Genomic DNA, 22996 nt, shown 5'->3' on the forward strand with positions numbered 1-22996 from the left:
CGTCGGCGCACGCGCCGACGAGGACCTCGTAGATGTCTTCAGCATCGAGTTCAGCGTTTTCAGCGAGTGTGAGGGCAACTTCCTCGTCAAGGGAGTTGACGAGGAAGTTAAGAAGCTGGTCCTCGTGAATTTCACCGTCTGCTTGCTTGGTATTAGACACACCTTCAGCAAGCAGACGTCTCAACTAACCGGCTTTGTGATGTACTGAGTCTCAGTACCTCACAAAGCATCCTCAGCTAGCTGTTTCTGAAGCCTGAGTTCTGTGGTGGAGCGGTTGTGCTGGGTGGTCTTGACGAGAAGATCGTCGACGAACCGACGGAGAGCTGTCGCTGTCGGCGGCGGCTGCCGCCGACGCGACAGCGTCGCCACTCCTGGCGGAGGCTAGCCCGGTCGGAGATTAGCGAGTAAACCGGTCGTCTGGTGGTCGGTTTGCGGGGACGGCCCGACGCGTCGCGAGGGCCGTCCACGCTGCCCGTTGAATCATGTTGATGAACTCCTTGAACGACCACTTCCAGAGGCGACGCCCTCCACGGCGGGGCGTCGCCACGTACTCCCAGTGTAAATACCGCCAGACGTTCTGTAACAACAAGCTCACCACGACGTACAGCAGCCGTACGACCGGATTTTGTGTCGAGGTCGTCGCAATACTTTGCTCGGAGAGTCGGTAGCTGGCCTCGATACCAAAGCGTTTCGCGTAGTGGTATCGAGCGTCTCGTGGTGAATTGATGAACGGCGCGTCAGCGGCGTAGCCGTGACGCGCCACTCCATGTTCGTCGTACCGTCCGTTTTGGTACGTACAGTCGATGTAGACGGGAAACTCGACGGTCCAGCTGTGACCGTCGAGTTTCGCCGTCATGTCGTGTTGAATCACGCGACTCCAGCCTTCCGAGAGTTCTTGCTTGATCGTCTGTCCCCAGCGGACGATCGGCATGACGTAGGCGTGGTTGTGTGCCTGAAGCAGCGTCAAACACTTGCTGTCGTAGAATTCGCGGTCAAGAAAGACGGCCTTGACCTCGAGGTCAAGGCCGTCGAGGATACCGAGAAACTCTGCGAGGACACTGCTGGCGGTGTCGCCGTCTTCGAGACGGCGCACCGCCAGCGTGTAGCGTTTGTTCTTCACACGCGCGTAGAGTGTGGCGTAGGCGTGGAACGCAGTCGTTCCACGCTTCGCTTGTGAGTGATACAAGCCGTCTGTCCCATCTTCGTCGCCGTAGTAGGGCCGCAGGTGGAGGTCTGAAACGACCTCCACCTGCTGGGGAAGGACGTCGAGGACGTCCTTCTGAAGGAGCGCGTTTCCGACTTGTTCGAGCGTCTCAAGATCGAACTTGGTGCGGAGATGGTAGAGAACCGAATTTTCGTGGGGAGCATCTTCGCTTTTCTCACAGAGCGTTGAGACCGAGGTCCCGTCGGCGCACGCGCCGACGAGGACCTCGTAGATGTCTTCAGCATCGAGTTCAGCGTTTTCAGCGAGTGTGAGGGCAACTTCCTCGTCAAGGGAGTTGACGAGGAAGTTAAGAAGCTGGTCCTCGTGAATTTCACCGTCTGCTTGCTTGGTATTAGACACACCTTCAGCAAGCAGACGTCTCAACTAACCGGCTTTGTGATGTACTGAAGCTTGAGTCGCTATTTGGTTGAACTCATTCAAGAAGCTCGTTGGCAACGACTATCTGAACACTGAGACGAATCCATTACCGCTCATTTTGCGTTATCGATGACGTCTTGGGAGAATTGCTTCGCCTTGGATTCTTGTAGTCCAATGCTCATTGGTTGCGAGTAGGTGATTGCTCCAACCATATTTCTGTATCGGAAAACAACATAAACCTCGTTCCCATCTTCATATAATATCGCTTCATCTCCGAGATCAACGTCATTCACTGCGTAATTTCGTTTTATATCTGCTACCTCTCGTGAATAGACCTCTTCAGATTTCGTGGTCGTATTTAGAAGTGCAACTTCGGAGACCAATCCAGTGATTCCAGTATACTGTGAACTTTCATCTGGGTTCCAGTAGGCAGCATACGCATCCCTATCTGCTCGGCTGAGAGTGTATCCACGGGGACCATCCGGGTGACGCTGCCACCCCGAATCCAACTGTTGAAGACCAATAACGAGATCGCCTGGGTCTTTTTCGATCAACTGTTGCTCCGTGCTACCCGTGTCAGCATCACTCGGCGATGTCAATACGCCAATGATGCCTCCTAAGACTGCGAGCACGATGACACCACCCACCAAGAGGACAGCAACTGCACCAATCATCTCCAGCGTAGTCGCCTCGTCCTCAAGCTCATCGGGAGAAACCGAATTAAGTGGCTGCCCGTCAACAGTAACGCGTAGGTTCGAACCCGCCTCTGTACCAAGTCGGGCTGCGATAAAGTCTTCAGCAGCACCTACCTCATTCTCGTCATCAATCGCTTCAGTTGCAATATACAGGTCGATATCTCTGCTGTCATCTGAAACGGTAATCCGGTGTTTGAACATCCCCGTTGCGGATTCAACCGATTGAAGCTCTCCGTATGGAATTGTAACTACTGAGTCCTCATTCTCCTGCCCAATAACACAGAGAATTCGCTGATCGGTAATCGCAACAAACGCTCGATAGTCGTCATCCGGTTGAACATCTCCATATTGTTCAATAGAGATACCTTTGATGTCGTTTTGGAAGATAAATTGTGGATTCTCACCAGCATCCAAGTACTCAATAAGTGGGGCTTCACTCAAGTTGGCAGTTGATAAGAATCCCGTGGAGCCCTGCTCAAGTAATCTTTTTTCGGTAACTGACGACCCCGCCGCTTGACTGATTATCTGTGCTGCACGGTCCTCTTTCGTTGCGGATGATGGCTCTGACGGAATCTCTGTAGAATCAGAGTCTGGATCCTCTTGACCAGTACTTTCAGCTTCCGGAGTTTCTGAGATAGCATCCGAAAGCTCTGTAGAAACAAACTGCTCCAAGTCCAGTCGTTGAACTAGTGTACTGAGTTTCTCAGGAGTTAAATATTCCAGTTGGTCTGATTCAGTTTGGTCAATCTCAGTGGAGTCGACAGTATTCGTCGAGAAGAAGTATGCCCTATCAAAACCTCTGTTCTCTTGTAGTGAGCTCAGACTCTCGGCTCTCTGCTCAGAGAACACGTCCTCAACACCAATCTGAATTAGGTCCTTCTCGTCGTCTTTCTGTGATTTCGCAAGAACATATACTGAACCGTTATGTTTGATTGGTTTCGTCTTGTATCCTCTCTCGGCCCAAATTTCACCGACTAATCTGACAGACTGTCGTGAGGATAAATCACGTACAATCTGCTCAATAGAAGCCTCAGAATATTTTGCGGGGTCAAGTTTGTGCCCACAATTAGAACAGAAAGATGCCTCTGGACTGATTTCCCCTCCACACTGTGGACACGCCATGCTTGCTCAGTGTTTTGACTAATCTCCCTTATCTGTTCACACTACAGTTTCAGATATGATAATTTTCGTGCCAAACTCTCCCTACTGTTACTGACAAGAGCTTGATCCACAGACTGGACTTCTACCAATAACATCAATACTCTAACGTCAGAATTATTATTTGGCGATTCTCGTATGACAGAAGCACCTCTAGCCAGCTCTGACAACGAACAGAGCTGCCAAATGCTCCACGAAAACAAGACCAGATCCGAGCTCTTACCCGCTAACAATACAAAGAGGAATAGTGGGAGGAGGCCGAACACAAGGGAGCCAGCCTAAGCGTTTACCTCTACGAACTCATTCAAGAAGCTCGGATGTCTCGAGACAGCGGCGCCCCGTTCATCCAGACACAGGGCCAGGCAGTCAAGTAACTCCAAAAAAAAAATCGACGACCTCCAAGACCAACTCAAAGGCGCCCGACAAGCTAGCGGTGATCGAACCCAGCTTAGTATCGATGGCCTTGAGACTCCGGTTGCGCGTGCAATCTGTGCTCTGTTTCCTATGATAAACAAGCAATCTTAAAGCTCGGTAATAGTTTGGCCTCGGCACTCATAGGGCTCGTCATCGCCGGTGCCGAGGCGGCTCGGAGCGGTGCATCGTCATCGGCCGGTGGCTCGTAGTCGATTCGTGGCCTAAAAGGGACGGGTCGGTCACTCGCCGCCGTGACACGACCCCGCGTACGCGTTCCGACGGTCGGTTCCGTTCGGAATCTTCCCCGTGTCCGCCGCGTCGAACGTCGCCGCGGAGCGCGCGACCGCCTCGGCCGCGGTCGGCAGGTCGCCGGTCGCCTCGGAGTCGACCGGGTCCTCGCCGGCCGACGCCGCCGGTTCCGTCTCGATGCTCGTCTCGCGCGTGCTCGGGCCCTCGGGACCGACCGCCGCCTCCGATTCCGAGCCTGGGTCAACCGTGTACTACGGGCGGCACGTCCTCCCCGATGAGCGCATCTGTAATAATCGTTCATGTTCGTTCGAGCGTTGCGGGGCGGCCGGACAGATCGTCCCGCCTACTCGAACGATTCCGGTTCGATGCCGGAGAGCCGCATCGCGTTACCGGTGACGCCGAGGCTCATTCCCATGTCGCCGACGACGACGGCGACGGCGACGCTCACGAGTCCCAGCGGCACGCCGAGCGCGAGCAGGAACTTCACGCCGAGGCTCGCCCAGACGTTCTGGCGGATGACGCCGTTGGCGGTGTGCGAGAGCGCGTACAGGTACGGGAGCTTCGCCACGTCGTCGCCCATCAGCGCGATGTCGGCGGTCTCTAAGGCGGTGTCCGTCCCCGCCGCGCCCATCGCGACGCCGACCTCGGCGGTCGCCAGCGCGGGCGCGTCGTTGATCCCGTCGCCGACCATCGCCACCTCGCCGTACGCGGCCTGCAGCGACTCGATCGCGTCCACCTTCTCCTCCGGCAGGAGGTCGGCGCGGTACTCGTCGACGCCGACCCGCTCGGCGATCGCCCGCGCGGTCCCCTCGTTGTCGCCGGTCAGCATGACGACGCGCTCCACGCCGAGCTCGCGGAGGCGCTCGACCGCGCGCTTCGAGTCGGGACGGACCTCGTCGGCGACCGCGACGGCCCCGGTCAGCTCCGTCGCCGTCCCGACGAGCACGACCGTCTTCCCCTCGCGTTCCAGCGCGGCGAGGGCCCCCTCGGCGAACTCGCCGGGGGCGGCGTCGGCGGCGTCCGGATCGGTCTCGTCGCTCTCGCCGCCCTCGGCGACGACCCCGCCGTCCGTCTCCGCCCGCGCCCGCGACAGGTCGAATCCGAGCTCCTCGAACAGCGCGGGCTTCCCGGCGTAGTACGTCTCGCCGTCGATCTCGGCGCGGATCCCCTTCCCGGTTAGGCTCTCGAAGCCCGTCGGCTCGGGGAGGTCGGTCACGCCCGCGCGGTCGGCGCGGTCGAGGACCGCCGCCGCGATCGGGTGCTCGCTCCGCCGCTCCAGCGCCGCGGCCCGGCGCAGCAGCGTCGCCTCGTCGGCGTTTCCCAGCGGGAGCAGGTCGGTGACGGCGAGTTCGCCCTTGGTGAGCGTCCCGGTCTTGTCGAGCGCGACGGCGTCGACCTCGCCCATCGCCTCGAGGTGGTTGCCGCCCTTGATCAGCACGCCGTTCTTCGCCGCGCTCGTGATCCCGGAGACGACCGAGACGGGCGTCGAGATGACGAACGCGCAGGGGCACGCGATCACCAGCAGCGTGAGCCCGCGGACGAACCACGTCCCCCAGTCCGCGGCGAACGTGACGCCGTAGCCCGCCACGTCGACCGCGATCGGCTCCGCGATGACGAGCGGCGGGACCGCGGCCGTCAGGATCGCCAGCGCGACCACGAACGGGGTGTAGTACCCCGCGAAGCGGTCGACGAACCGCTCGGTCTCGGTCTTCTCGGCCTGCGCGCCCTGCACCAGCTCGATGATCCGCGCGAGCGTCGAGTCGCCCGCGGTCGAGGTCACCTCGATCTCGAGGTACCCCTCCTCGTTGATCGCGCCCGCGAACGCCTCGTCGCCGGGCGTTTTGTCCACGGGGACGCTCTCGCCCGTGATCGGCGACTCGTCGACCGCGCTCTCGCCCTCGGTCACGATTCCGTCGAGCGGGACCTTCTCGCCCGGCCGGACGACCACGGTCTCGCCGACCGCCACGTCGCCGGCGGGGAGGGTCGACTCCTCGCCGTCGACGGCTTCGCCGTCTGCTCGGGGCGTCTCCGACGCCCCGCTGTCCCGCCTGACGGTGGCCTCGTCCGGCGACAGCTCCATCAGCTCGCGCAGGGAGTCGCGGGCGCGGTCCATCGCGTAGTCCTCTAACAGCTCGGCGACGCTGAAGAGGACGGCGAGCGTGGCGGCCTCGACGAAGTAGCCGATCCCCGTCGCCGCGACGATCGCCGTCCCCATCAGCAGGTCGATGTCGAGGCTCCGGTTGCGCGCCGAGTAGTAGCCGCCGCGGATGACGGGGATCCCGCTCGCCGTGACCGCACCGAGGAACAGGACGTCGGCGAGCGAGAGGGGAGCGCCGAGAACGCTCGCGACCGCGGGGTTCCGCGCGGTCAGGACGAACTCGAACAGGAGCCCGGCGACCACGAGCACCGCGCCCAGCCACGTCTTCTTCGCTCGCGGCGTCGTCCAGACCTCGGCGGGGGGCGCGACGGCGACCCCGCCGGAGCCCGCGTCGTCGGCGCCCCCAGTGTCGCCCGCGGCGTTGCCGCCGTTCCCCTCGCCCGCCGACCGCCCGCCGGTGACCTCGTAGCCGGCGCTCTCGATCGCCGCGACCACGTCGTCCTCGTCGACGACATCTGGGTCGTACGTCACCGTCGCCGTCCCGGCGGTGGGGTTGAGCGCGGTCTCGGTCACGCCGTCGAGGCGCCCGAGCGCCGTGTCGACCTTGCCGGCACAGGAGGGGCAGTCCATCTCGGGGACCGCGAGGCGGGCGGTCAGCTCCCTGCGTCTCCCGTCTCCGCCGGACTCGCCGTCGGCGGCGACGGGCCCGGCGGCGGGGGCGTCGGCCCCTTCACCGTCGACCTCGCCGCGTCCGCTTGAGCCGTCTCTCATTACGTGAACGGAAGGGCCGTCTCTCGATAAGCCTTAGTTGGAATATTCCAACAGACACGGGTCGTGACGTTCCCGGCGCGTCTCGATTTCGACGGCTCAGTGCGTCTCCGGCCCGGCGTCGACGACCCGCCCCTCGGCGACGTGCGCCTTCGCGAGTCGCTCTTCCGCCCGGCGGAGCCGGTATGTGAGCGTCGACCGCGGCACGTCGAGGTGGTCGGCGAGGCCGCCCACGTCGACCTCGCGCGGGGACTCGTAGTAGCCGTGTTCGACGGCGGCCCGCAAGGCGGCCTCCTGTTCGGGACTGAGACCGATCTCGCTCCCGTCCGCCCCCGACCCGCCGGTCGCGCCCGAGGCGCTCGCCGTCTTGAGCAGCTCGGTCCGGGCGGCGTCGCCGACGGCGTCTCGGAGGTCGTCGAAAAACGCGCCCACGTCGCCCTCGCCGGAGTGGATGAGCCGCCACGTGTAGTGGCGCCCCTCGTGGCGCGTCTCGAACAGGGCGCTCTCCCCGAGGTGGTCGCGCGCGATGTGCGGCACGGACGCGCAGGCGGGCGTGGGCTCCCAGTCGGTGTACAACACCAGCGCGTCGTCGGTGCGGTCGATGACGCGGGTGGTCTGGGCCGCGCCGCAGTCCTCGGCCGCGAGGCAGTCGGCGTAGTAGTCGCCGTCGAGGAACGCGGCCTCGACGTCGTCGAGCGCGGCCGGGGCGCCGGCCGCGTGATCGACGCGCCACAGGTGGTCGTCGGTGGCGTGCACCGACAGCGACCGGACCCGAGCGTCGGGGTGGTCGGCGAGCGCGTCGGCCACCCTGTTGCGCCCCGGCTCGTACTCGAGGGCGAAGACGAGTTCGCGCATACGGGCGGTAGGCGCCCGGGAGGCATAACACGTGGGTCAGCTCGTCACCGAATCTCGTGCGCCGAGCTACTCGAAGTCGCCGCTGACGATGTCTGCGACCCGCTGCCGGTCGAACAGCTCCTCCTCGACGCCGTACACCTGACGGGCGGCCCGCTCGGTCAACACGAGGTTCGTGATCGGCCCCTGGTACAGCGACCCGCCCCGGTAGACGTCCCCGTTCTCGACGGCGGTGAGCCGGCTCGCGACGTTGTGGTCTTCCATGAACGAGACCACGGTATCCCGAAACTCCGCCGCCGTCTTGGCCTCGTTGCCGCGGAGCAGCAGCACGTCGGGGTCGATCTCGAGCAGCGTCTCGTAGTCGATCTGCCCGCGGTCGCTGTGGAAGTCCCGGACCTCGGTCGTGGCGAAGGCGTCCTCGACGCCCAGGTCGCGCCACTGCTTGAAGCTCGTCCCCTCGTCGATGAGGTACGGGGAGAACGCGGTGGGCTCGTCCAGCGGCTGGGGCCACATGATCGCCACGGACGGGCGCTCGTCCTCCGGGGGAACGACCTCGTCCAGCCCGCTCTGGAACTCGTCGTGAAGCGCGTCGAACGCCTCGTAGCGCTCCCGCTCCCGGAAGACCTCGGCGAGGTTCTCGAAGGCCTCGTACAGCGTGAGGTACTCGTAGTCGTGCCACTCGTAGCCGCGCGAGAAGATGCTGTTACCGAAGAACGGGGCCCCCGTCGACTCGATCTGGTCGATGTCCTCCCGCTCCCAGTTGCTGGTCCGACCGAGGAGGAAGTTCGGGTCCATCACGAACACGTCGGCCTCCTCGCCCAGCTCGAGGAAGCTCTCGACGTCCAGCTCGCTCTCCCACAGGGAGGCCATTCCGCTCTTGTCCACGCTCAGTCCCGGGATCTCGTCGTAGTACTGCGTGTGGTACCGCGACGCGAGGTACACGGCCTCCGGCGGGGCCTGTCCGAGCGCGATCCCCATGTCCGCCCAGCTCCCGTTGTTGGCGACCCAGGTCTCGGGAACGGCGTCGAACTCGACCGACCCGACCGGCTCCATCGTCACCGCGTACGCCTCGGAGGCGGGCTCGTCGTCGGACTCCTCCTCGTCGGCCCCGTCGCTTCCGTCCCCGTCGCTCCCGTCCCCGTCGCTCTCGTTGCCGGCGGTTCCCGCCTCGCCGTCCGTCGATCCGGTGCCCGTGCCGTCGGAACACCCGGCGAGCAGCCCGGCGATCGCGACCGAACCGCCGTACGTCACGAAATCCCGTCGAGTCGGCCGATTTCGTCCCGATTGCTCTCTCGTCGCGTGGTCTTCTGCCATGTGTTTTAGGCCAGGCTAAAACGTAATAACGCCTTCGATTTTTAGGCAGACCAAAATCGTCGACGAGTCGCACGGTCGGCGACGTCGCCGGCCAGCCTCGGCCCCGGAACCGCGGAGCTCCGCCTCGCAGAACCGATTTGATATACCGAAATCAGATTTATGCTGTCCGTTGGCCGAACGTGTTCGGGCGCGTTTCGCGGCCGTGGGAACCCTCGAAAACTGGTTCGGTGGGTCGTGCGTACCCCGGGTATGGTCGAGAAGACGGACCGGACCGGAGGATCGGACGGGGCGCGCTCCGCGGACGGCCGACGCTTCGAGGTGTTCGTCCGCGAGGAGGAGGCGGACCCGCTCCGTCACGTCGGCACCGTCGCCGCGCCGACGCCCGACGCCGCCCACGAGGAGGCGAGCAAGCTCTTCGCGTGGTACGCCCGCGACGTGTGGGTGTGCCCCGCCGACGAGACGCACCGGTACTCCGTCGAGTCGCTCGCGGACGAGGGGAAAGACGACGAGGCGGACGGTGGAGAAGACGCCGACGCGCCCGCGGACGACGCCGACGAGCCGCGCGTCTACGAGGAGACGGAGGGAACCCCGCATGTCTCGTGCGGCGGGGCGCCTGCGGCCGACACCGACGGCGCGGAGGGGTCCCGATGATCTCCGTCAGCAAGCTGCTCTGCGACCTCGACGCCGAGAGCGACGGGCTCCGGTACGACGCGGCCGACGGCTCGAAGGAGCCCCAGATCACGAACGACAAACAGGAGCGTCCGGTGGTCGTCTGGAACACCACGAAGCGGTGTAACCTCTACTGCGAGCACTGCTACGCGGCGGCCGACCAGGAGGGCGCGCCCAACGAGCTGTCGACCGCGGAGGGGAAGGCGCTCATCGACGACCTCGCGGAGTTCGGCGTGCCGGTGCTCCTCTTCTCCGGCGGCGAGCCGCTCGTGCGCGAAGACCTCCCGGAGCTGGTCGCGCACGCCGCCGACAGCGGGGTCCGGCCCGTGCTCTCGACGAACGGGACCCTCCTGACCCGCGAGCGCGCCCGCGAACTGAAGGCGGCGGGGCTCAAGTACGCGGGCGTCTCGGTCGACGGCCTCCCCGAGCGTAACGACCGCATCCGCGGCGAGGAGGGGGCGTTCGACGCCGCCGTCCGCGGGATCGAGGCGTGTCTCGACGTCGGGCTCAAGACCGGGCTCCGGTACACGATCACCGAGCACAACGTCGAGGACCTGGCGGGCGTCGTCGACCTGCTCGTCGACGCCGGCGTCGACCGGTTCTGCTTCTACCACCTCGACTACGGCGGCCGCGGCGCCGACATCTCCGACGTGGACCTCAGCCCCGAGGCGACCCGGAGGGCGGTCGCCGACCTGTGCGACCTCACCCGCGAGTACCACGAGGCGGGCGAGGAGATCGAGACGCTGCTGGTCGGCAACTACGCCGACGCGGGCCACCTCGTCGAGTACGCCGACCGCGAGATGGGGACCGACCGCGCCCGATTGATCTACCGGTACCTCCAACGCAACGGCGGCGACCCCACCGGCGAGCGCGTCGCCGACGTGGACCCGGTCGGCAACGTCCACCTCACGCAGTTCTGGCAGGGGTACTCGCCCGGCAACGTCCGCGACCGCTCGTTCGGCGCGATCTGGTCGGACGAGTCGAACCCGCTGCTCGGGGCGCTCCGAGAGCGCGAGGACCGCCTCTCCGGGCGGTGCGCGGACTGCGCGTACAAGGGCGTCTGCCGCGGCGGTTCGCGGCTCCGCGCGTTGGCGGCCCACGACGACCCGTTCGCGCCGGACCCGAAGTGTTACCTCACCGAGGCCGAACGCGACGGAAACGCGGCGCTGAGCCGGATCGGTTCCGGATCCGTCGCCGACGCGGACTGAACTACCGGTCGGGACTCACGTCGTGTGCGGGGCGAGGGACGAGCGCGTCATCCCCCGCCGCCGCGTCGCGTCCGCCGTCGTCTGACGGTTTTAAGAACGAAGCGCGCGCAGCTCACCGCTCGACCTCGTCGAACACGTCGGTGACGAGCGTCGCCTGCGCGGTCCGGAGCCGCTGTGAGAGCGCGGACTTGCTGATCTCTAGCTCTGCCGCCAGCTCGCCGAGCCCCACGTCGCGGTCGTCGTCGAAGTAGCCGCGGGCCACCGCGAGCTCGATCCCCTCCCGCTGCTTCGGCGTGAGCGCGGACAGATCGAAGGTCACCTGTTCGGTCGCCTCCGGTCCCTCGACGACCGCGAGCCGGACCAGCCGGACGTGATCGAGGACCTCCCTGAGCTCGCCGACCACGTCGCGGACCGTGTCTCGGTCGTCGACGTAGGCGGTCACGAGCATGGTGCCGTCCTCGACGCGCCGGACGTGCGGAACGCAGCCGAACCCCTGGAAGATCCGACAGAGGCAGTCGTCGGAGACCTCGCCGCGGGCGCGGACCAGCCCGTCGTCGTCGGCCGGTTGGACGTCGACGGTACACTCGTGGCCCACCGCGTTGACGGCCACGTCGCTCGCGTCGGCGGTCTCGGAGACGATGGGGCAGTCCCAGTCGTCGCTCGGATCGATGTCGAGGTCGACGCGGAGGCGGCGTCCGTCCCCTGCGGCTTCGGCCATGAGGTCGCTTGCTCGCCCGCGGGCTTAGCCGCTCCGCGGATCCTCAGTGTGCGAGAACGCGCGGTTTATATGCCGCGCCGCGGTGCACGGAGACGACGTGCGCGAGACAGCACGCGGAGCCCTCGAACTGGCACGCCCGGGCAACTGCGTCGCCGCCGCGGTCCTCACGGCGACCGGCGCGTTCGTCGCCGGCGCCGGCGACGCGCTCGCTCCGGCGGCGCTCGCCGCGGTCACCACCGCGTTCGCGGTCGCCGCGGGCAACGCGATCAACGACTACTTCGACCGCGAGATCGACGCGATAAATCAGCCCGACCGCCCGATCCCGCGCGGAGCGGTCTCGCCGCGCGGGGCGCTCGGGATCGCCGGCGTCTGGTTCGCGGCCGCCGTCGCCCTCGCGCTCGCGCTCCCGCGGCTGGCGCTCGCCATCGCCGGGATCAACCTCGTCGCCCTCGTCACCTACACGACGGTCTTCAAGGGCACGCCGGGGCTCGGCAACGCCCTCGTCTCGTATCTCGTTGGCTCGACGTTCCTGTTCGGCGGCGCTGCGGTCGGCCGCCCCGCGGCGGTCGTCGCCCTCGCGCTGCTCGCGGCGCTCTCGACGTTCGCCCGCGAGGTGATCAAAGACGTCGAGGACGTGGTCGGCGACCGCGAGGAGGGGCTCCGGACGCTCCCCGTCGCGATCGGCGAGCGGCGGTCGCTGTGGATCGCGACTGGGTCCCTTCTCGTCGCGGTCGCCGCCAGCCCGTTCCCGTACCTCGCCGGGACGTTCGGCGGCGCCTACCTCCTCGTCGTCGCCGTCGCCGACGCGGTCATGCTGTACGCCTGCTACGAAGCGTTCGCCGACCCGACGGCGGCCCAGCAGCGGTTTAAATACGGCACGTTCCTCGCGGCGGTCGCCTTCGTCGTCGGCCGCACCGTGCTGCTCGTCTGAGGTGAGTCGCACCGAGCGCGATGGCGACACCGACGGCGACGCTCTCCCCCTACTTCCGAGAGAGCGATATCCGGCGCGCCTGCTCGCGCCCTCTTAAGGGCGCGAGCAGACCGCGAGGGAGGGCGGCGGCGACCGCGACGCGGTGCGGTTCCGCGGTCGCCGCCGGCCGAGGCTGGGGAGGCGTGAGGTGTGGGGCTGTGCGGTGCGGGGTGGGACTCAAAGGGGCAGCCGCGAGGCCGCCAGAGACGACGCCAAGCACCGCAGCGAGTGAGCGGAGCGAACGAGTGAGGAGCGCAGCGAGTGTCTGGCGGCCTCGCGGCTGGGGCTTTGGCGGTGTTCGTGCCGATCGACGACTTATAAAAAGAACCGACCGAATCGCTCGACAGCGCAGTCGCTCAACGAATCAGCGTATCGAAAAACGCTCGACGACGGACAGTTAGGTGACGGTCACGCGACGTTGAAGCCCTTGTCGCGGAGGAAGTCCTCCACGCGACCCGAGTGGTTCCCCTGCAGCTCGATGGCGCCGTCCTCGACGGTGCCCCCGCAGGCGAACTTCGACTTGAGATCCGACGAGAGGGAGCTCATGTCCACGTCCTTGGGGTCGAATCCTTCGATGACCGTTACCTCCTTTCCGTACCTGCGCTCGTCGATGCGGATGCTGATCTGCTGGGACTCCTTCGCGACGTCTTCGCAGACGCAGAGTTCCTGGGGCAGTCCGCACGTCGAGCAGACTTCCGACATTACGGTCAGAACTACAAGATGCCCGTATTAAATAGTGTCGGGAGTGCCCCTATCGCGCACGCCAAGACGGCCACCTCGCCCCCCTCACTCCCGGTCGAACAGCCGCCCGATCACCGGCGTTCGCTCCAGCGCGAGCCGGCGGACCGTCCGCCGCGCCTCGTCCGCCTCCGCACGCGTCACCGACCCGGCGTACGTCGCCCGCTCGTACGCCTCCCCGACCGCCTTCACGCGCTCGTCGCCGTCGCGGAGCGACATGGCGTCGAGGTACGCCCGCGGCGTCTCTCCGGGTCGCCGATCGCGGTACCGCCGCGCCAGCAGGCGCTCCAGGTCGGCGTACGCCCGCCTCGCGTCCTCGGCGGGGTCGCCTCGCCCCCACGGCACCCGGATCCGGACGGCGCGACGCGCGCGCGCCCCGAGGCCGAGCCGCCGAGCGCCGACGACGCCGACGGTCACGACGAACAGCCAGTACGCGACGGTCTCTCGGGACGGAATCGGGAGCCCGCCTTCGCCCTCGCCTGCGCCGGCCGCGCCGGCCGCCGTTCCGTTCTGTATGAGCCGCTCCTGTGAGAATCCCTCCTCGGTGATCGAGGTGTCGGTCCCGGTGGCGTCGCCCGCCCCGTCGCCGGCGGTCCCGTTGCTCCCGTTCGCCTCCGGGAGCGTTTCGTTTTCCGCGTCGGTGGACGCGTCGGTTTCGGGGGCGGGCGTCGGCCCGTCGCTCGGCTCGGACTCCTCGGTGTCGACGCCAGTCTCGCCGCTCTGGCGGGCCTCGGCGAGGCGCTCGCTCCGGGCCGTGTCGCGCTCGTTCGGCGGGGTCGGGTCGAACGCGACCCACCCGTGCCCCGGGAAGTACACCTTCACCCACGCGTGGGCGTCCTGCCCGCGGACGACGTACCGGTCCTCGCCGACGCGCTCGCCCTCGGAGTAGCCGGTCGCGAACTGCGCCGGGACCCCCTGCGAGCGCAACATTGCGACCATCGTCGTCGCGAAGTAGACGCAGTAGCCGGCGTCCATCTCGAAGAGGAACGCGTCGGCGACGTCGCCGTCCGGCTCCTCGACCGCGAGCGAGTACTCGTACTCCTCGATCAGGTACCGCTCGATCGCGGCGGCCCGATCGTAGGGGTTCTCGGCGTCCGCCGCCTCGACGATCGCCTCGGTGCGCTCGCCGACGCGGTCCGGCGTGCTCTCCGGGAGCTGGGTGTACCGCTCCTCGATCGCCGGGTCGTACTCGGTGCTGGCGTTCCGGAGCTGCGCCGCTTCAGCGTCGAGCACCCGGCTCTCGACGGTCGTCTCCTCGCCCGGGCGCACGGCGGCGCCGAGCCGGATCGTCCCGCGTTCGTCGACCTGCGCGGTCGAGGCGCCCGCCTCCCGAACGTCCACGGCCTGCCACGGCGCGGGCAGCGCGGTCGACTCGGTCCGCGCGGTGACGGTGACGTTCGCGGTCGTCGCCTCGCCCGGCGGGCCGTCGAGTTTCCCCTCCAGCGTCGAGCGCTCGCCCGACCGCACCCAACCGTCGCCGGTGTAAGTGTCGTAGGCGGCGACGTGCCAGTTCGACTCGACCGGGCTCTCGATCTCGTAGCGCACCTCGGGCGAGAGCCGGGTCGTCCCGACCACCTCGACCTCGTCGCCGGCGCCGAGCGACGACTCCAGCGTCGGGCCGCGGTCGGCCCCCCACGGCTGCGCCGCGCCCGCCGGGAGCACGGTGACCGTCGCGCTCACGAGGATCATCGCCGCCAGCACGGCGGCGAACCGGTCGCCGTGGCTCCGGAGCGCGTCGGGCGTCGACAGCGTCGAGAGCCCGGCGGCGGTAGCGGCGCCGATCACGCCGACGAGCGCGGCCAGCCCTCCCGCGTCGCCGGTGCACACGAGGAACCCGAGCGTGCCGCCGGCCACCGCGGTCGCGCCGACGTGTCGCCCTCGGCCGGCGAGGTACGCGACGAGGAACGTCGGCACCGGCGCGACAGCGAGCACCCACACGTCAGCGACCGCGAGCCGGAGGATCGAGAGTCCGGTCAGAAGCGACACCACGTCGAGCGCGACGCTCTCGACCGAGAAGAGCGCCCGCCGGCTCGCGGGGACCGCGAGAGAGTAGCCGACGAGCCCCGCGGCGAAGAGGACCGCCGTCAGCCGTACGGCGGTGCGCTCGGTGACGATCCGCGCGAGGACCGCGCCGGAGACCCCCGCGACCGCGACGGCCGCGGCGGTCTCTGCCGTCCCGCCCACCACGTCGGTCGCTTCGAGGAAGACGCCGAGGTACGCCGCCGTGACGAGCGCGACGCCGACGACCGCGGGGTCCGCGAACCCGCTCCAGTCGTCCGCGGGCTCGTCGGCCTCCTCGCGGCCGAGGTCCGGCAGCGCTCCCGACGCGCGCCGTCTCGCGGCGTCGACCCACCGCCGATCCCCGGACACGCGACCCCTCACCGTCCGCGCACCTCCGATTCGGTCGGAGACGGTGACGTCGGCTCGGGCGACGGCTCCGCGCCCGACTCGCCGTCGCCTTCCGACGCCCGGAGGTCGTCGACGGCGACGGTTCGCCCCCCGGTCCGGTACCGCGCCCCGTCGACGTCGGCGATCACCTCCACGTCGGCGTCGTCGACCGCGACTTCTCCCGGTCCGGTCACCGCGGCCAGTTCGAGGACGGCCCGCCGTCCCTGCGGACCCGGCCGGACCGACGCGCTCCCGGCCGGCAGCGTCAGGTCGACCGGAACGCCGTCGTCGAGCAGGGCCAGCGCGAGGCTGGCGGCCGCGCTCGCGAGGGCGTCGGCCCCCTCGCGCTCGCGGGTCGTTTCGCCCGCGATCGACACCCGGCCGTGCCGCGTCTCCGCGGCGAACTCCTTGACCACGATCTCGTCGCGCTTCGCGGTCGTCGGCCAGTGCACGTCCCGGAGGGCGTCGCCCCGGGAGTACTCCCGCAGCCGGTCGAACTCCTCGCGCCGCCGGCTCACGCCGACCGCGTCGGCGGCGTACAGCTCCCGCCGGAACCGCGCCGGAATCGGGTGACAGGCCGGATACGCGGTCACCGCGTCGGTGTCGTCGACGACCACCTCGCGGTCGAAGAGCCCGAACACGTCGGTCGCGGTCACTCTCACCGGGCCTAACTGACGCTCTCCCCGTCGCAGATACCGGACGCGATACGTCACCGGCCCCTCACCGATCGACGCGCGGATCGGCGTCTCCGGGCCCTCAAGGCCGTCGTCCGTGTCGTCGTCGACCGCCGCCAGGTAGGTCCCGGACGCCCCCGCGGTCGCCGGGCGGAGCTCGATCCGTGCCTCGCCGCGCTCGCCGACGAACCCGTCCGACGGGGGGACCCGACGCACCGCCGGGTCCTCGACGCGCGCCAGTTGGACGTAGCCGGCGACGAGCGCGACGACTCCCGGGAGGACGACCGCGTCGAGCGCGCGCCCGCCCGCCGCGAGCGCCAGCAGGCCGCCGATCACGCAGACCGCGCCGACGACGCGACCGCGCCGGGTGAGGGTCGGCTTCGGCATCGGCTCACTCCACGGGGACCCGTTCGAGGGCGTCGGCGACGATCTCCGCGCCGTCGGCGCCGCCGGACTCGGACCGGATCCGGTGGGCGAACACCGTCGGCGCCTCGGCCTGTACGTCGTCCGGGATCACGTAGGCACGGCCGTCGAGCGCGGCCCGCGCCTGCGCGGCACGCAGCAGCGCGAGGCTCCCGCGTGGGCTGACGCCGAGGTGGGCGTGCCGCCGGGTGTGGACCGCCAGCCGCGCCACGTACCGGCGCAGCTCCTCGGTCGCCTCGATCCCGCCCACCGCGGCCCGCGCGCGCCGAACGTCCTCGACCGTCGCGACCGGCTCGACCGCCTCGACCGGGTGGTCGCCGGCCATCCGCCCGATGATCTCGGCCTCCTCGTCGGTGTCGGGGTAGCCGAGCCGGATCTTCTTGGTGAACCGGTCGACCTCGGCGACCGGCAGCTCGTACGTCTGGCCGGGCTCCACGTCGTTTTGGGTCGCGATCACGCAGAACGGGTCCGGGAGATCGCGGGTTTCCCCGTCGGTCGTCACCTGCCGCTCCTCCATCGCCTCGAGGAGGGCCGACTGCGTCTTCGGGGGCGCGCGGTTGATCTCGTCGCCGAGCACGACGTTGGCGAACACCGGCCCCGGCTGGAACGCGAACTCGTCGGCGGACTGGTCGAAGACGTTGACGCCCGTCACGTCGGAGGGGAGGAGGTCCGGGGTGAACTGGACGCGTTTGAACGAGCCGTCGATCGAGCGCGCGACCGCCTTCGCGAGGGTGGTCTTCCCGACGCCCGGCACGTCCTCGACGAGGAGGTGGCCGCGGGCCAGCATGGTGACGACGACGTGCTCGACCGCCTCCCGCTTCCCGACGATCACCTCCTCGACGTTGTCGGCGACGCGTTCGGCGAGCTCGGCCACCGCCGCGGGCTCCATGGCGGTTCCCGCGGCGTCGCCGTCGCCGGAGGCATCCCCTCTCGTCCCGCTCCCGTTCTCGCCGACGCCCGTCCCCAGCGGGCCCGCCTCTCCCGGATCAGTCATGTCGTCGCCCGTCGTCACGGACCGCGGCTCGCGGTCCACGTGTGGCGATCCGATCCGGGCGCGCGCCGGTCCGGTTCGGGTGTACGCCGTCCCGCCGGAGGTCGATCGTGCGAGTGGTACCCACTGTCATCGATATGAAGCGAGTTGGGGTGGAAGCGGCATATGCGTTCCGCCGATACGTTGCGATCGTCGTCGCGTGAGCCTCCCGAATACGGTCGACACGGCCCGGAGGCGATTGAGAGCGGGAGTGAGTATTGCAGATCGGCAGCGGAGAGGGTGTATTTAAACAATCGTGAGTGACGGCAACGATCGCTTATAAAGAACGATGCGGTGGCGCGTGCCTCCGAGCGGCCGACAGGCCGCGAGGAGCACGCGCGAGGGAGCCCGCGGCCGCCTGTGGCGGCCGCGGCGAGGCTGGGGAGGTGTGAGGCTGTGCGGTTGGGTGGGATTCAAAGGGGCAGCCGCTGYGGGCGGCGCAGGGGACGCAAGCACCGCAACGAGGGAGCGAACACCGTGAGCGACCGAGTGAGGCGCGCAGCGAGCGTGCGCCGTCCACAGCGGCTGGGGCTTTGGAAGTGTTCACCCCAGAGTGGTCGATCACTTATAAACAGCCGACAGCAACGCCACTCGATCACTTATAAACAACCACTCCACCATATCGATATACCCACTCTCGTCATCACTCAAAACCGTGTCCACACTGATCGGTACAGAAAGAGATCAGTAGCGGTGGATCTCAACGGCGTCGTTCGGGTGAATCCGCGTTCGGACCCGCTGACTCCCTCGTCACGCGGCGACCGGCTCGACGTCGGTGCCCACGTCGTCGGCCGATTCGTCGTCTTCGGCCGACGCGATCCTGTACAGTCCGACGAGCGCCGCGAGCACGATCACCGCGCCCTCGGCGCGCGCGGCGACGTGTACCCACTCGCGGGGCTCGGCTTCCCCGGCGTTTCGGTACAGCGCCCTCGTCCACAGGCGGACGACCCGCCGCGGGACGAGCGCTTGGACCAGTCCGCCGATTCCGGCGACCAACAGCAGCAGGGCCTTCATACCCTCCCTTCGCGGGACGGGTGCAAAAACGATGCGGCGCGCTCTCGCGACGCGGCCCGCTCTCGACGGCGGCGCGTCCCCGCGATGCGCGCGCATTCACGCCGGCTCGGCCGCCGAGAGGTAGCGCCGGCAGGTCGCGGCCGCCCACTCCCGGACCGCGGGAGCGTCAGACCACAGCAGCGCGGCGAGCCCGTCCTCGTCGAACAGCCCGACGACGGCCCGATCGCCGACGAGGAGCACCCCGAGCGGGGAGTCGCCGTCGTGGCGGTACGCGTCGATCCCGCGCTCGGCCAGGACCGACCGCACCGCGGTCCCCGCGGGACCGGTGAGCCGGTCCGCGGCCCGCCCGGTGAACACGAGCCGGATCGCCCGGTCCCCCCCGCCGTCAACGGCCCGATCCCCGTCGCCGCCCTCGTCGCCGTTCCCCGGCAGTCGACGCGCGAGGGCGCGATCGGCGCGAGGCACGACTCCGACGACCGCTCTCTCCGAGCCGACGAGCGCGGCGAGTCGAGCCGCCGGCCCGGGTTCGTCGCCGCGCTCGACGAGGTCGAAATCGCCGTCGAGGGGGGCGTCCCCGTCGGCGTCGACCGCTTCCGCGACCAGGTTCCGGAGGACCGCGCCGGGCGCGTCGCCGTCAGCCATCCGTTCGCTCTGCGGTCTGCTCGTTGCTCTCGCCACGCTCGTCGCTCCCCTTGCCCCCGCCGCTTGCATCCTCGCCGGACGCGAAGCGGTCGTCCCAGTCGGTGTCGCTCACGGTCGCCCTTCGGCGCCCCGCGGCGTAAACCTCAGGGGCGTGTCGCCCGCAGGGGACGCATGACCGATTCGGCCGGCCTCGCCGCGCGCCTCAACGAACTGCTGACAGAGCGCGAGGAGACCCTCGCGACGGCGGAGTCGCTGACGGGCGGGCTCGTCGGGTCCCGAGTGACCGACGTGCCGGGCGCGAGCGCCTACTTCGACCGCGGGTTCGTGACTTACGCGTACGACGCCAAACGCGAGGTGCTCGGCGTCTCCCGCGAATCGCTCGACGCGGACGGCGCCGTGAGCGCACCGGTCGCCGAGCAGATGGCGGCGGGCGCCCGCGACCGCGCCGACACGACGTGGGCCGTCGCGACGACCGGGATCGCGGGACCGGACGGCGGTACGGCGGAGAAGCCGGTGGGGCTCGTGTACGTCGGCGTGGCCTACGCCGCGCCGTGGGGGACGGAGGAGTCGTTCGTCCGCACGGAGCGGGTCGTCCTCGACGGCGACCGCTCCGCGGTGAAGCGGAAGGCGGTCGACGCCGCGCTGGACGCCTTGGTCCGAACGATTCGCGAGGTCGACGCCGAGGAGTGACGGCGAGAGCGGGAGAGATCCCCGGTCAGTCGATGTACGCGTGGCCGACGACGGCGACGAGCAGTGCGGCGACGACGATCCACGCCAGCGGCTCGGCGGCGAGCAGCCGGATCGGGCGCGTCGGAGACTCGTCGAAGCCGAACAGCGCCCCCGCCGACAGCGCGCCCGCGAACACGAGCGCGGCGACGACGCCGGACACGCCTAAGAGCAGGGTGTCGGTCCGGTCCATACGTCGGATCCGCGGCGGACGGATATAAACGGATCTGCGAGAGGAGACTTCTACCGCGACCGGATGCCGGTATCAGACTTACCGACGCGAAAATCGAACGGAGATTATAGCACAGACAGATCACGGTGGAAGCGTGGATCGGAGAGTTACTAGATATCATCTACAGATATCCACTCGTGCCTACCGCGCTGGGTCGTGGGATCGTTCCGGTTCCGTCTCGTCCGGCTGATGCAATCTCACACGGGGCCGTCTGTAACTAGTCCTAAGATATTCATCTAAGATATGTGTCTAAGATTTCAATCTCACGAGGGCTCGTCTGAAACCGAGCGACTTCGGCGACCCCTGATAGTCGCCGTCGCTTCAACCCCACAAGGGTTCGTCTGAAACGGCGGAGTCGCGTCGCCCAAATCGCATCCGGGGGTGAGCTTCAACCCCACAAGGGTTCGTCTGAAACGTCCTCGGTGTGCATGATGGCGTGCTTCTGCGCCATGCTTCAACCCCACAAGGGTTCGTCTGAAACCATGGCAGATTCGAACGCCACAAGAGCTATACTGGCTACATACACACAAGCGTTTCCGTCGACCCGCAATAACCCCCGATCCCCCCTGGGGTCGATGGTCGCTGTCTGTGCTGATTAGAGAAATCGCCTGTCTTCGGTAGGGTCGTCGCCGTAGACCGTTCGATCGAGGAGCGTCTCTGACGAAAGCTCGTAAATTATCACACTCTCACCGGTTATCAGGAGGTCGTCGATAGAATTTTCGAGCTTTGAGAGATCACCCTCAGTGATGTGCCCTTCGAGCACCGAGTTCTGTACGTGGGTGAGATAGCGTCGGCAGAGTTTCAACATTCGTTGAGTTCGTTCCGCCTCCATATCGTAGACCAACACGACGTACATCACCACCACCTCCGAAACGCTTCATACGGCTCGTCGGCGAGAAGGTGCTTTTTGAGCTTATAAGCCTCCAATCGCAGAAGGTACTGATAGCTCACCTTCCGATCGAGCCGGGGATGATCGACCGTCTCCTCCAGGGTTTTCTCGAACTCCCTGGTGTACGTTTTGCGACCGGATTCGGAGAGCAGACAGGCTCCGACCTCGGAGCGGAAGTCCGATTCGGAGAGCTGTTGGCGGTTGAACAGCCGGAACATCACGCGGTCCGCGATCACCGGCTTGAACAGATCGGCGATGTCGAGCGAGAGCGAATAGCGCCGCTCTCCGGGCTCGTGGAGATAGCTCACGGAGGGATCGAGTGCGGTGGCGCGGATCGCCGAGACGCAGTTGGCGTACACCAGTGAGTTACCGAACGAGACGACGCTGTTCACCTCGTCGGTCGGTGGGTCGAATCGCCGCCCCGTGAACGGGTACTTATCCGGGAGAATCGTCGAGAAAGTTCCGTAGTACGCCTTCCGAGCGGTTGCTTCGACGCCCATTAGCTCGGACACATCGTCGGTGTCGCCCACACGCCCGGCCGCGTCCTCGAGGGCGTCGAGCGCTTGTCGAAGGTCCCGTCCGCGGTTGTGGTAGTACGAGACGTTCGACCGCATGTTGTGAATGCTTCCGGCGACGAACTCACGAGCGATCCGGAGCCGATGGTCGCTGTCCTCGTAGGCGGAAACCTGCGCGACGACCGTCCGGCCGGACGTTTGGCCTTTTTCCGGCATGACGGAACCGGCGTAGTAGTCCTTCCAACCGAACACGTGGGCGGCGACTCCCTCGTCGTTGAGGAACGAAACGAAGCGCGTGTTGAAGTCGATCTGTCCGTGGAGGTACACGGCCTCCGCGTGCTCGATTGGAATGTGCTTTTTATCGCCGTCGTCGGTGACGACGCGGAGCGTGTCGTCTCGTCGTTCTATCTGTCCGTCGGAAAACACGTGGTAGTTCTTATCCATTGTCAACACCAGCAAAAGTCGTGATACGCACACGACGAGCAGAACGGCTTTTCGGCGGCTTCGGGCGGCGTGTCGCTCGTGACGACGCGGTGGATTCCGCGGATCGCGTCTTCCACCTTTTGGCGACGCTCGTCGTCGAGTTCGACCGGTTCGCGCGTTCGTTCGGTCGGGTGAACGAGCACGCCGTCGCGCTCGACATCCGCGAACTCCTCGAGATACCACAAGTAGTACGACAGCTGCATCGTCGCCGGTTCCACCAGCGACGAGGAGGGCTTGATCTCAACGACGCGCCCGTCCTGCAGGAGATCGAGCGACACCATCCCGAGCGAGAGGTTCTCTCGTTCCTCCTCGTAGGCCGTGTCGTCGACGCGCGTGCCGCGTACCACGGAGGGATTCTCCCGGTCGATCTCCAAATGCCGGCTGGCGAACCACAGTTCGCGCTTACAGACGACGTAATACTGCATCATCACACCCGTCACGCGGAAGGGGTCGTCGTCGCGCTCCCCGGCGACGGTCTCTCGAAGACGGTCGACGGGGTCCATTCTATCGAAGTCACCTCCAGCAGCGTCGGATTTTCCACCACCAC

Annotated in this window: 20 protein-coding genes, 1 pseudogene and 1 CRISPR repeat array; of the genes and pseudogenes, 4 read left to right on the forward strand and 17 right to left on the reverse strand. The window is 67.0% G+C overall.

From position 1 onward, the window contains the following. From EDM04_RS09680 to EDM04_RS09705, 6 genes and pseudogenes are all read right to left on the reverse strand, one after another. Positions 1-160, reverse strand: a pseudogene (locus EDM04_RS09680) (ISH3 family transposase); the annotation flags it as partial. Positions 161-397: 237 nt separating this feature from the next. Continuing rightward, on the reverse strand, positions 398-1564 hold the full coding sequence (locus EDM04_RS09685; RefSeq protein ID WP_123619147.1) for an ISH3 family transposase: 1167 nt from the start codon (positions 1562-1564) through the stop codon (positions 398-400). Positions 1565-1695: 131 nt separating this feature from the next. After that, positions 1696-3399 (reverse strand): zinc ribbon domain-containing protein, encoded by a 1704-nt coding sequence (locus EDM04_RS09690; RefSeq protein WP_123621544.1) that lies wholly within the window; start codon positions 3397-3399, stop codon positions 1696-1698. Between the two features lie 1042 nt (positions 3400-4441). Next, positions 4442-6967: a cation-translocating P-type ATPase gene (locus EDM04_RS09695; protein ID WP_123621547.1), complete on the reverse strand. Its 2526-nt coding sequence runs from the start codon at positions 6965-6967 to the stop codon at positions 4442-4444. Positions 6968-7063: 96 nt separating this feature from the next. Continuing rightward, positions 7064-7819 (reverse strand): helix-turn-helix domain-containing protein, encoded by a 756-nt coding sequence (locus EDM04_RS09700; RefSeq protein ID WP_123621549.1) that lies wholly within the window; start codon positions 7817-7819, stop codon positions 7064-7066. 66 nt (positions 7820-7885) lie between these two features. Further along, complete coding sequence (locus EDM04_RS09705) at positions 7886-9130, reverse strand: ABC transporter substrate-binding protein (RefSeq protein WP_123621551.1); 1245 nt, start codon at positions 9128-9130, stop codon at positions 7886-7888. A 249-nt stretch (positions 9131-9379) separates the two neighbouring features. On the opposite strand from EDM04_RS09705, the gene EDM04_RS09710 reads away from it, so the two are divergent. Both EDM04_RS09710 and EDM04_RS09715 read left to right on the forward strand, forming a co-directional pair. After that, positions 9380-9781 carry an Htur_1727 family rSAM-partnered candidate RiPP gene (locus EDM04_RS09710; protein WP_123621553.1) on the forward strand — a complete coding sequence of 134 codons (402 nt, stop codon included), beginning with the start codon at positions 9380-9382 and terminating at the stop codon, positions 9779-9781. Beyond that, a complete protein-coding gene (locus EDM04_RS09715; RefSeq protein ID WP_123621555.1) occupies positions 9778-11007 on the forward strand; it encodes a TIGR04347 family pseudo-SAM/SPASM protein in 1230 nt (409 codons plus the stop codon). Before EDM04_RS09710 ends, EDM04_RS09715 begins: the two co-directional genes overlap by 4 nt. A gap of 112 nt (positions 11008-11119) precedes the next feature. On the opposite strand, the gene EDM04_RS09720 is transcribed toward EDM04_RS09715, so the two are convergent. Then, entirely contained in the window at positions 11120-11725 is a 606-nt protein-coding gene (locus EDM04_RS09720) for a helix-turn-helix domain-containing protein (RefSeq protein ID WP_123621557.1), read from the reverse strand. A 97-nt stretch (positions 11726-11822) separates the two neighbouring features. Here EDM04_RS09720 and EDM04_RS09725 point away from each other — a divergent pair, with 97 nt between their 5' ends. Beyond that, on the forward strand, positions 11823-12656 hold the full coding sequence (locus tag EDM04_RS09725; RefSeq protein ID WP_123621558.1) for a geranylgeranylglycerol-phosphate geranylgeranyltransferase: 834 nt from the start codon (positions 11823-11825) through the stop codon (positions 12654-12656). A gap of 447 nt (positions 12657-13103) precedes the next feature. Here the strand turns inward: EDM04_RS09725 and yciH are convergent, their stop codons facing one another. The 6 genes from yciH to EDM04_RS09755 all read right to left on the reverse strand — a co-directional run bounded on the left by yciH (position 13104) and on the right by EDM04_RS09755 (position 19604). Then, positions 13104-13397: a stress response translation initiation inhibitor YciH gene (gene yciH / locus EDM04_RS09730; RefSeq protein WP_004046732.1), complete on the reverse strand. Its 294-nt coding sequence runs from the start codon at positions 13395-13397 to the stop codon at positions 13104-13106. An 84-nt stretch (positions 13398-13481) separates the two neighbouring features. Next, entirely contained in the window at positions 13482-15815 is a 2334-nt protein-coding gene (locus EDM04_RS09735; RefSeq protein ID WP_123621560.1) for a transglutaminase domain-containing protein, read from the reverse strand. After that, positions 15812-16882 carry a DUF58 domain-containing protein gene (locus EDM04_RS09740; RefSeq protein WP_123621562.1) on the reverse strand — a complete coding sequence of 357 codons (1071 nt, stop codon included), beginning with the start codon at positions 16880-16882 and terminating at the stop codon, positions 15812-15814. The genes EDM04_RS09735 and EDM04_RS09740 overlap by 4 nt, the downstream gene beginning before the upstream one ends. Before the next feature lie 4 nt (positions 16883-16886). Beyond that, positions 16887-17912 carry a MoxR family ATPase gene (locus EDM04_RS09745; protein WP_123621564.1) on the reverse strand — a complete coding sequence of 342 codons (1026 nt, stop codon included), beginning with the start codon at positions 17910-17912 and terminating at the stop codon, positions 16887-16889. Positions 17913-18698: 786 nt separating this feature from the next. Continuing rightward, positions 18699-18962 carry a hypothetical protein gene (locus tag EDM04_RS09750; protein WP_123621566.1) on the reverse strand — a complete coding sequence of 88 codons (264 nt, stop codon included), beginning with the start codon at positions 18960-18962 and terminating at the stop codon, positions 18699-18701. Between the two features lie 96 nt (positions 18963-19058). Further along, a complete protein-coding gene (locus tag EDM04_RS09755) occupies positions 19059-19604 on the reverse strand; it encodes a hypothetical protein (protein ID WP_123621568.1) in 546 nt (181 codons plus the stop codon). Between the two features lie 171 nt (positions 19605-19775). On the opposite strand from EDM04_RS09755, the gene EDM04_RS09760 reads away from it, so the two are divergent. Further along, on the forward strand, positions 19776-20294 hold the full coding sequence (locus EDM04_RS09760) for a CinA family protein (protein ID WP_123621570.1): 519 nt from the start codon (positions 19776-19778) through the stop codon (positions 20292-20294). 25 nt (positions 20295-20319) lie between these two features. On the opposite strand, the gene EDM04_RS09765 is transcribed toward EDM04_RS09760, so the two are convergent. The 4 genes from EDM04_RS09765 to cas4 all read right to left on the reverse strand — a co-directional run bounded on the left by EDM04_RS09765 (position 20320) and on the right by cas4 (position 22952). After that, the gene (locus EDM04_RS09765; RefSeq protein WP_123621572.1) at positions 20320-20523 is read right to left on the reverse strand and encodes a hypothetical protein; all 204 of its coding nucleotides are present in this window, start codon (positions 20521-20523) and stop codon (positions 20320-20322) included. 227 nt (positions 20524-20750) lie between these two features. Continuing rightward, a CRISPR array of direct repeats spans positions 20751-21044; the repeat unit is 30 nt; unit sequence GCTTCAACCCCACAAGGGTTCGTCTGAAAC. 113 nt (positions 21045-21157) lie between these two features. Continuing rightward, a complete protein-coding gene (gene cas2 / locus EDM04_RS09770; RefSeq protein WP_123621574.1) occupies positions 21158-21418 on the reverse strand; it encodes a CRISPR-associated endonuclease Cas2 in 261 nt (86 codons plus the stop codon). After that, positions 21418-22410, reverse strand: a complete 993-nt coding sequence (gene cas1b / locus EDM04_RS09775) for a type I-B CRISPR-associated endonuclease Cas1b (protein ID WP_123621577.1) — start codon at positions 22408-22410, stop codon at positions 21418-21420. The genes cas2 and cas1b overlap by 1 nt, the downstream gene beginning before the upstream one ends. 2 nt (positions 22411-22412) lie before the next feature. Continuing rightward, a complete protein-coding gene (gene cas4, locus EDM04_RS09780) occupies positions 22413-22952 on the reverse strand; it encodes a CRISPR-associated protein Cas4 (protein WP_123622151.1) in 540 nt (179 codons plus the stop codon). Positions 22953-22996: the final 44 nt, after the last annotated feature.

It is taken from the genome of Halorubrum sp. CSM-61 (genome assembly GCF_003781945.1).
Classification (GTDB): Archaea; Halobacteriota; Halobacteria; order Halobacteriales; family Haloferacaceae; genus Halorubrum.

Coding starts and splice junctions, on each gene's coding strand:
- cas1b (WP_123621577.1), bottom strand. CDS start 22,410: ATGGATAAGAACTACCACGTGTTTTCCGACGGACAGATAGAACGACGA.
- cas4 (WP_123622151.1), bottom strand. CDS start 22,952: ATGGACCCCGTCGACCGTCTTCGAGAGACCGTCGCCGGGGAGCGCGAC.
- EDM04_RS09745 (WP_123621564.1), bottom strand. CDS start 17,912: ATGACTGATCCGGGAGAGGCGGGCCCGCTGGGGACGGGCGTCGGCGAG.
- EDM04_RS09715 (WP_123621555.1), top strand. CDS start 9,778: ATGATCTCCGTCAGCAAGCTGCTCTGCGACCTCGACGCCGAGAGCGAC.
- EDM04_RS09710 (WP_123621553.1), top strand. CDS start 9,380: ATGGTCGAGAAGACGGACCGGACCGGAGGATCGGACGGGGCGCGCTCC.
- EDM04_RS09765 (WP_123621572.1), bottom strand. CDS start 20,523: ATGGACCGGACCGACACCCTGCTCTTAGGCGTGTCCGGCGTCGTCGCC.
- EDM04_RS09750 (WP_123621566.1), bottom strand. CDS start 18,962: ATGAAGGCCCTGCTGCTGTTGGTCGCCGGAATCGGCGGACTGGTCCAA.
- EDM04_RS09720 (WP_123621557.1), bottom strand. CDS start 11,725: ATGGCCGAAGCCGCAGGGGACGGACGCCGCCTCCGCGTCGACCTCGAC.
- yciH (WP_004046732.1), bottom strand. CDS start 13,397: ATGTCGGAAGTCTGCTCGACGTGCGGACTGCCCCAGGAACTCTGCGTC.
- EDM04_RS09760 (WP_123621570.1), top strand. CDS start 19,776: ATGACCGATTCGGCCGGCCTCGCCGCGCGCCTCAACGAACTGCTGACA.
- EDM04_RS09740 (WP_123621562.1), bottom strand. CDS start 16,882: ATGCCGAAGCCGACCCTCACCCGGCGCGGTCGCGTCGTCGGCGCGGTC.
- cas2 (WP_123621574.1), bottom strand. CDS start 21,418: ATGTACGTCGTGTTGGTCTACGATATGGAGGCGGAACGAACTCAACGA.
- EDM04_RS09700 (WP_123621549.1), bottom strand. CDS start 7,819: ATGCGCGAACTCGTCTTCGCCCTCGAGTACGAGCCGGGGCGCAACAGG.
- EDM04_RS09690 (WP_123621544.1), bottom strand. CDS start 3,399: ATGGCGTGTCCACAGTGTGGAGGGGAAATCAGTCCAGAGGCATCTTTC.
- EDM04_RS09695 (WP_123621547.1), bottom strand. CDS start 6,967: ATGAGAGACGGCTCAAGCGGACGCGGCGAGGTCGACGGTGAAGGGGCC.
- EDM04_RS09755 (WP_123621568.1), bottom strand. CDS start 19,604: ATGGCTGACGGCGACGCGCCCGGCGCGGTCCTCCGGAACCTGGTCGCG.
- EDM04_RS09705 (WP_123621551.1), bottom strand. CDS start 9,130: ATGGCAGAAGACCACGCGACGAGAGAGCAATCGGGACGAAATCGGCCG.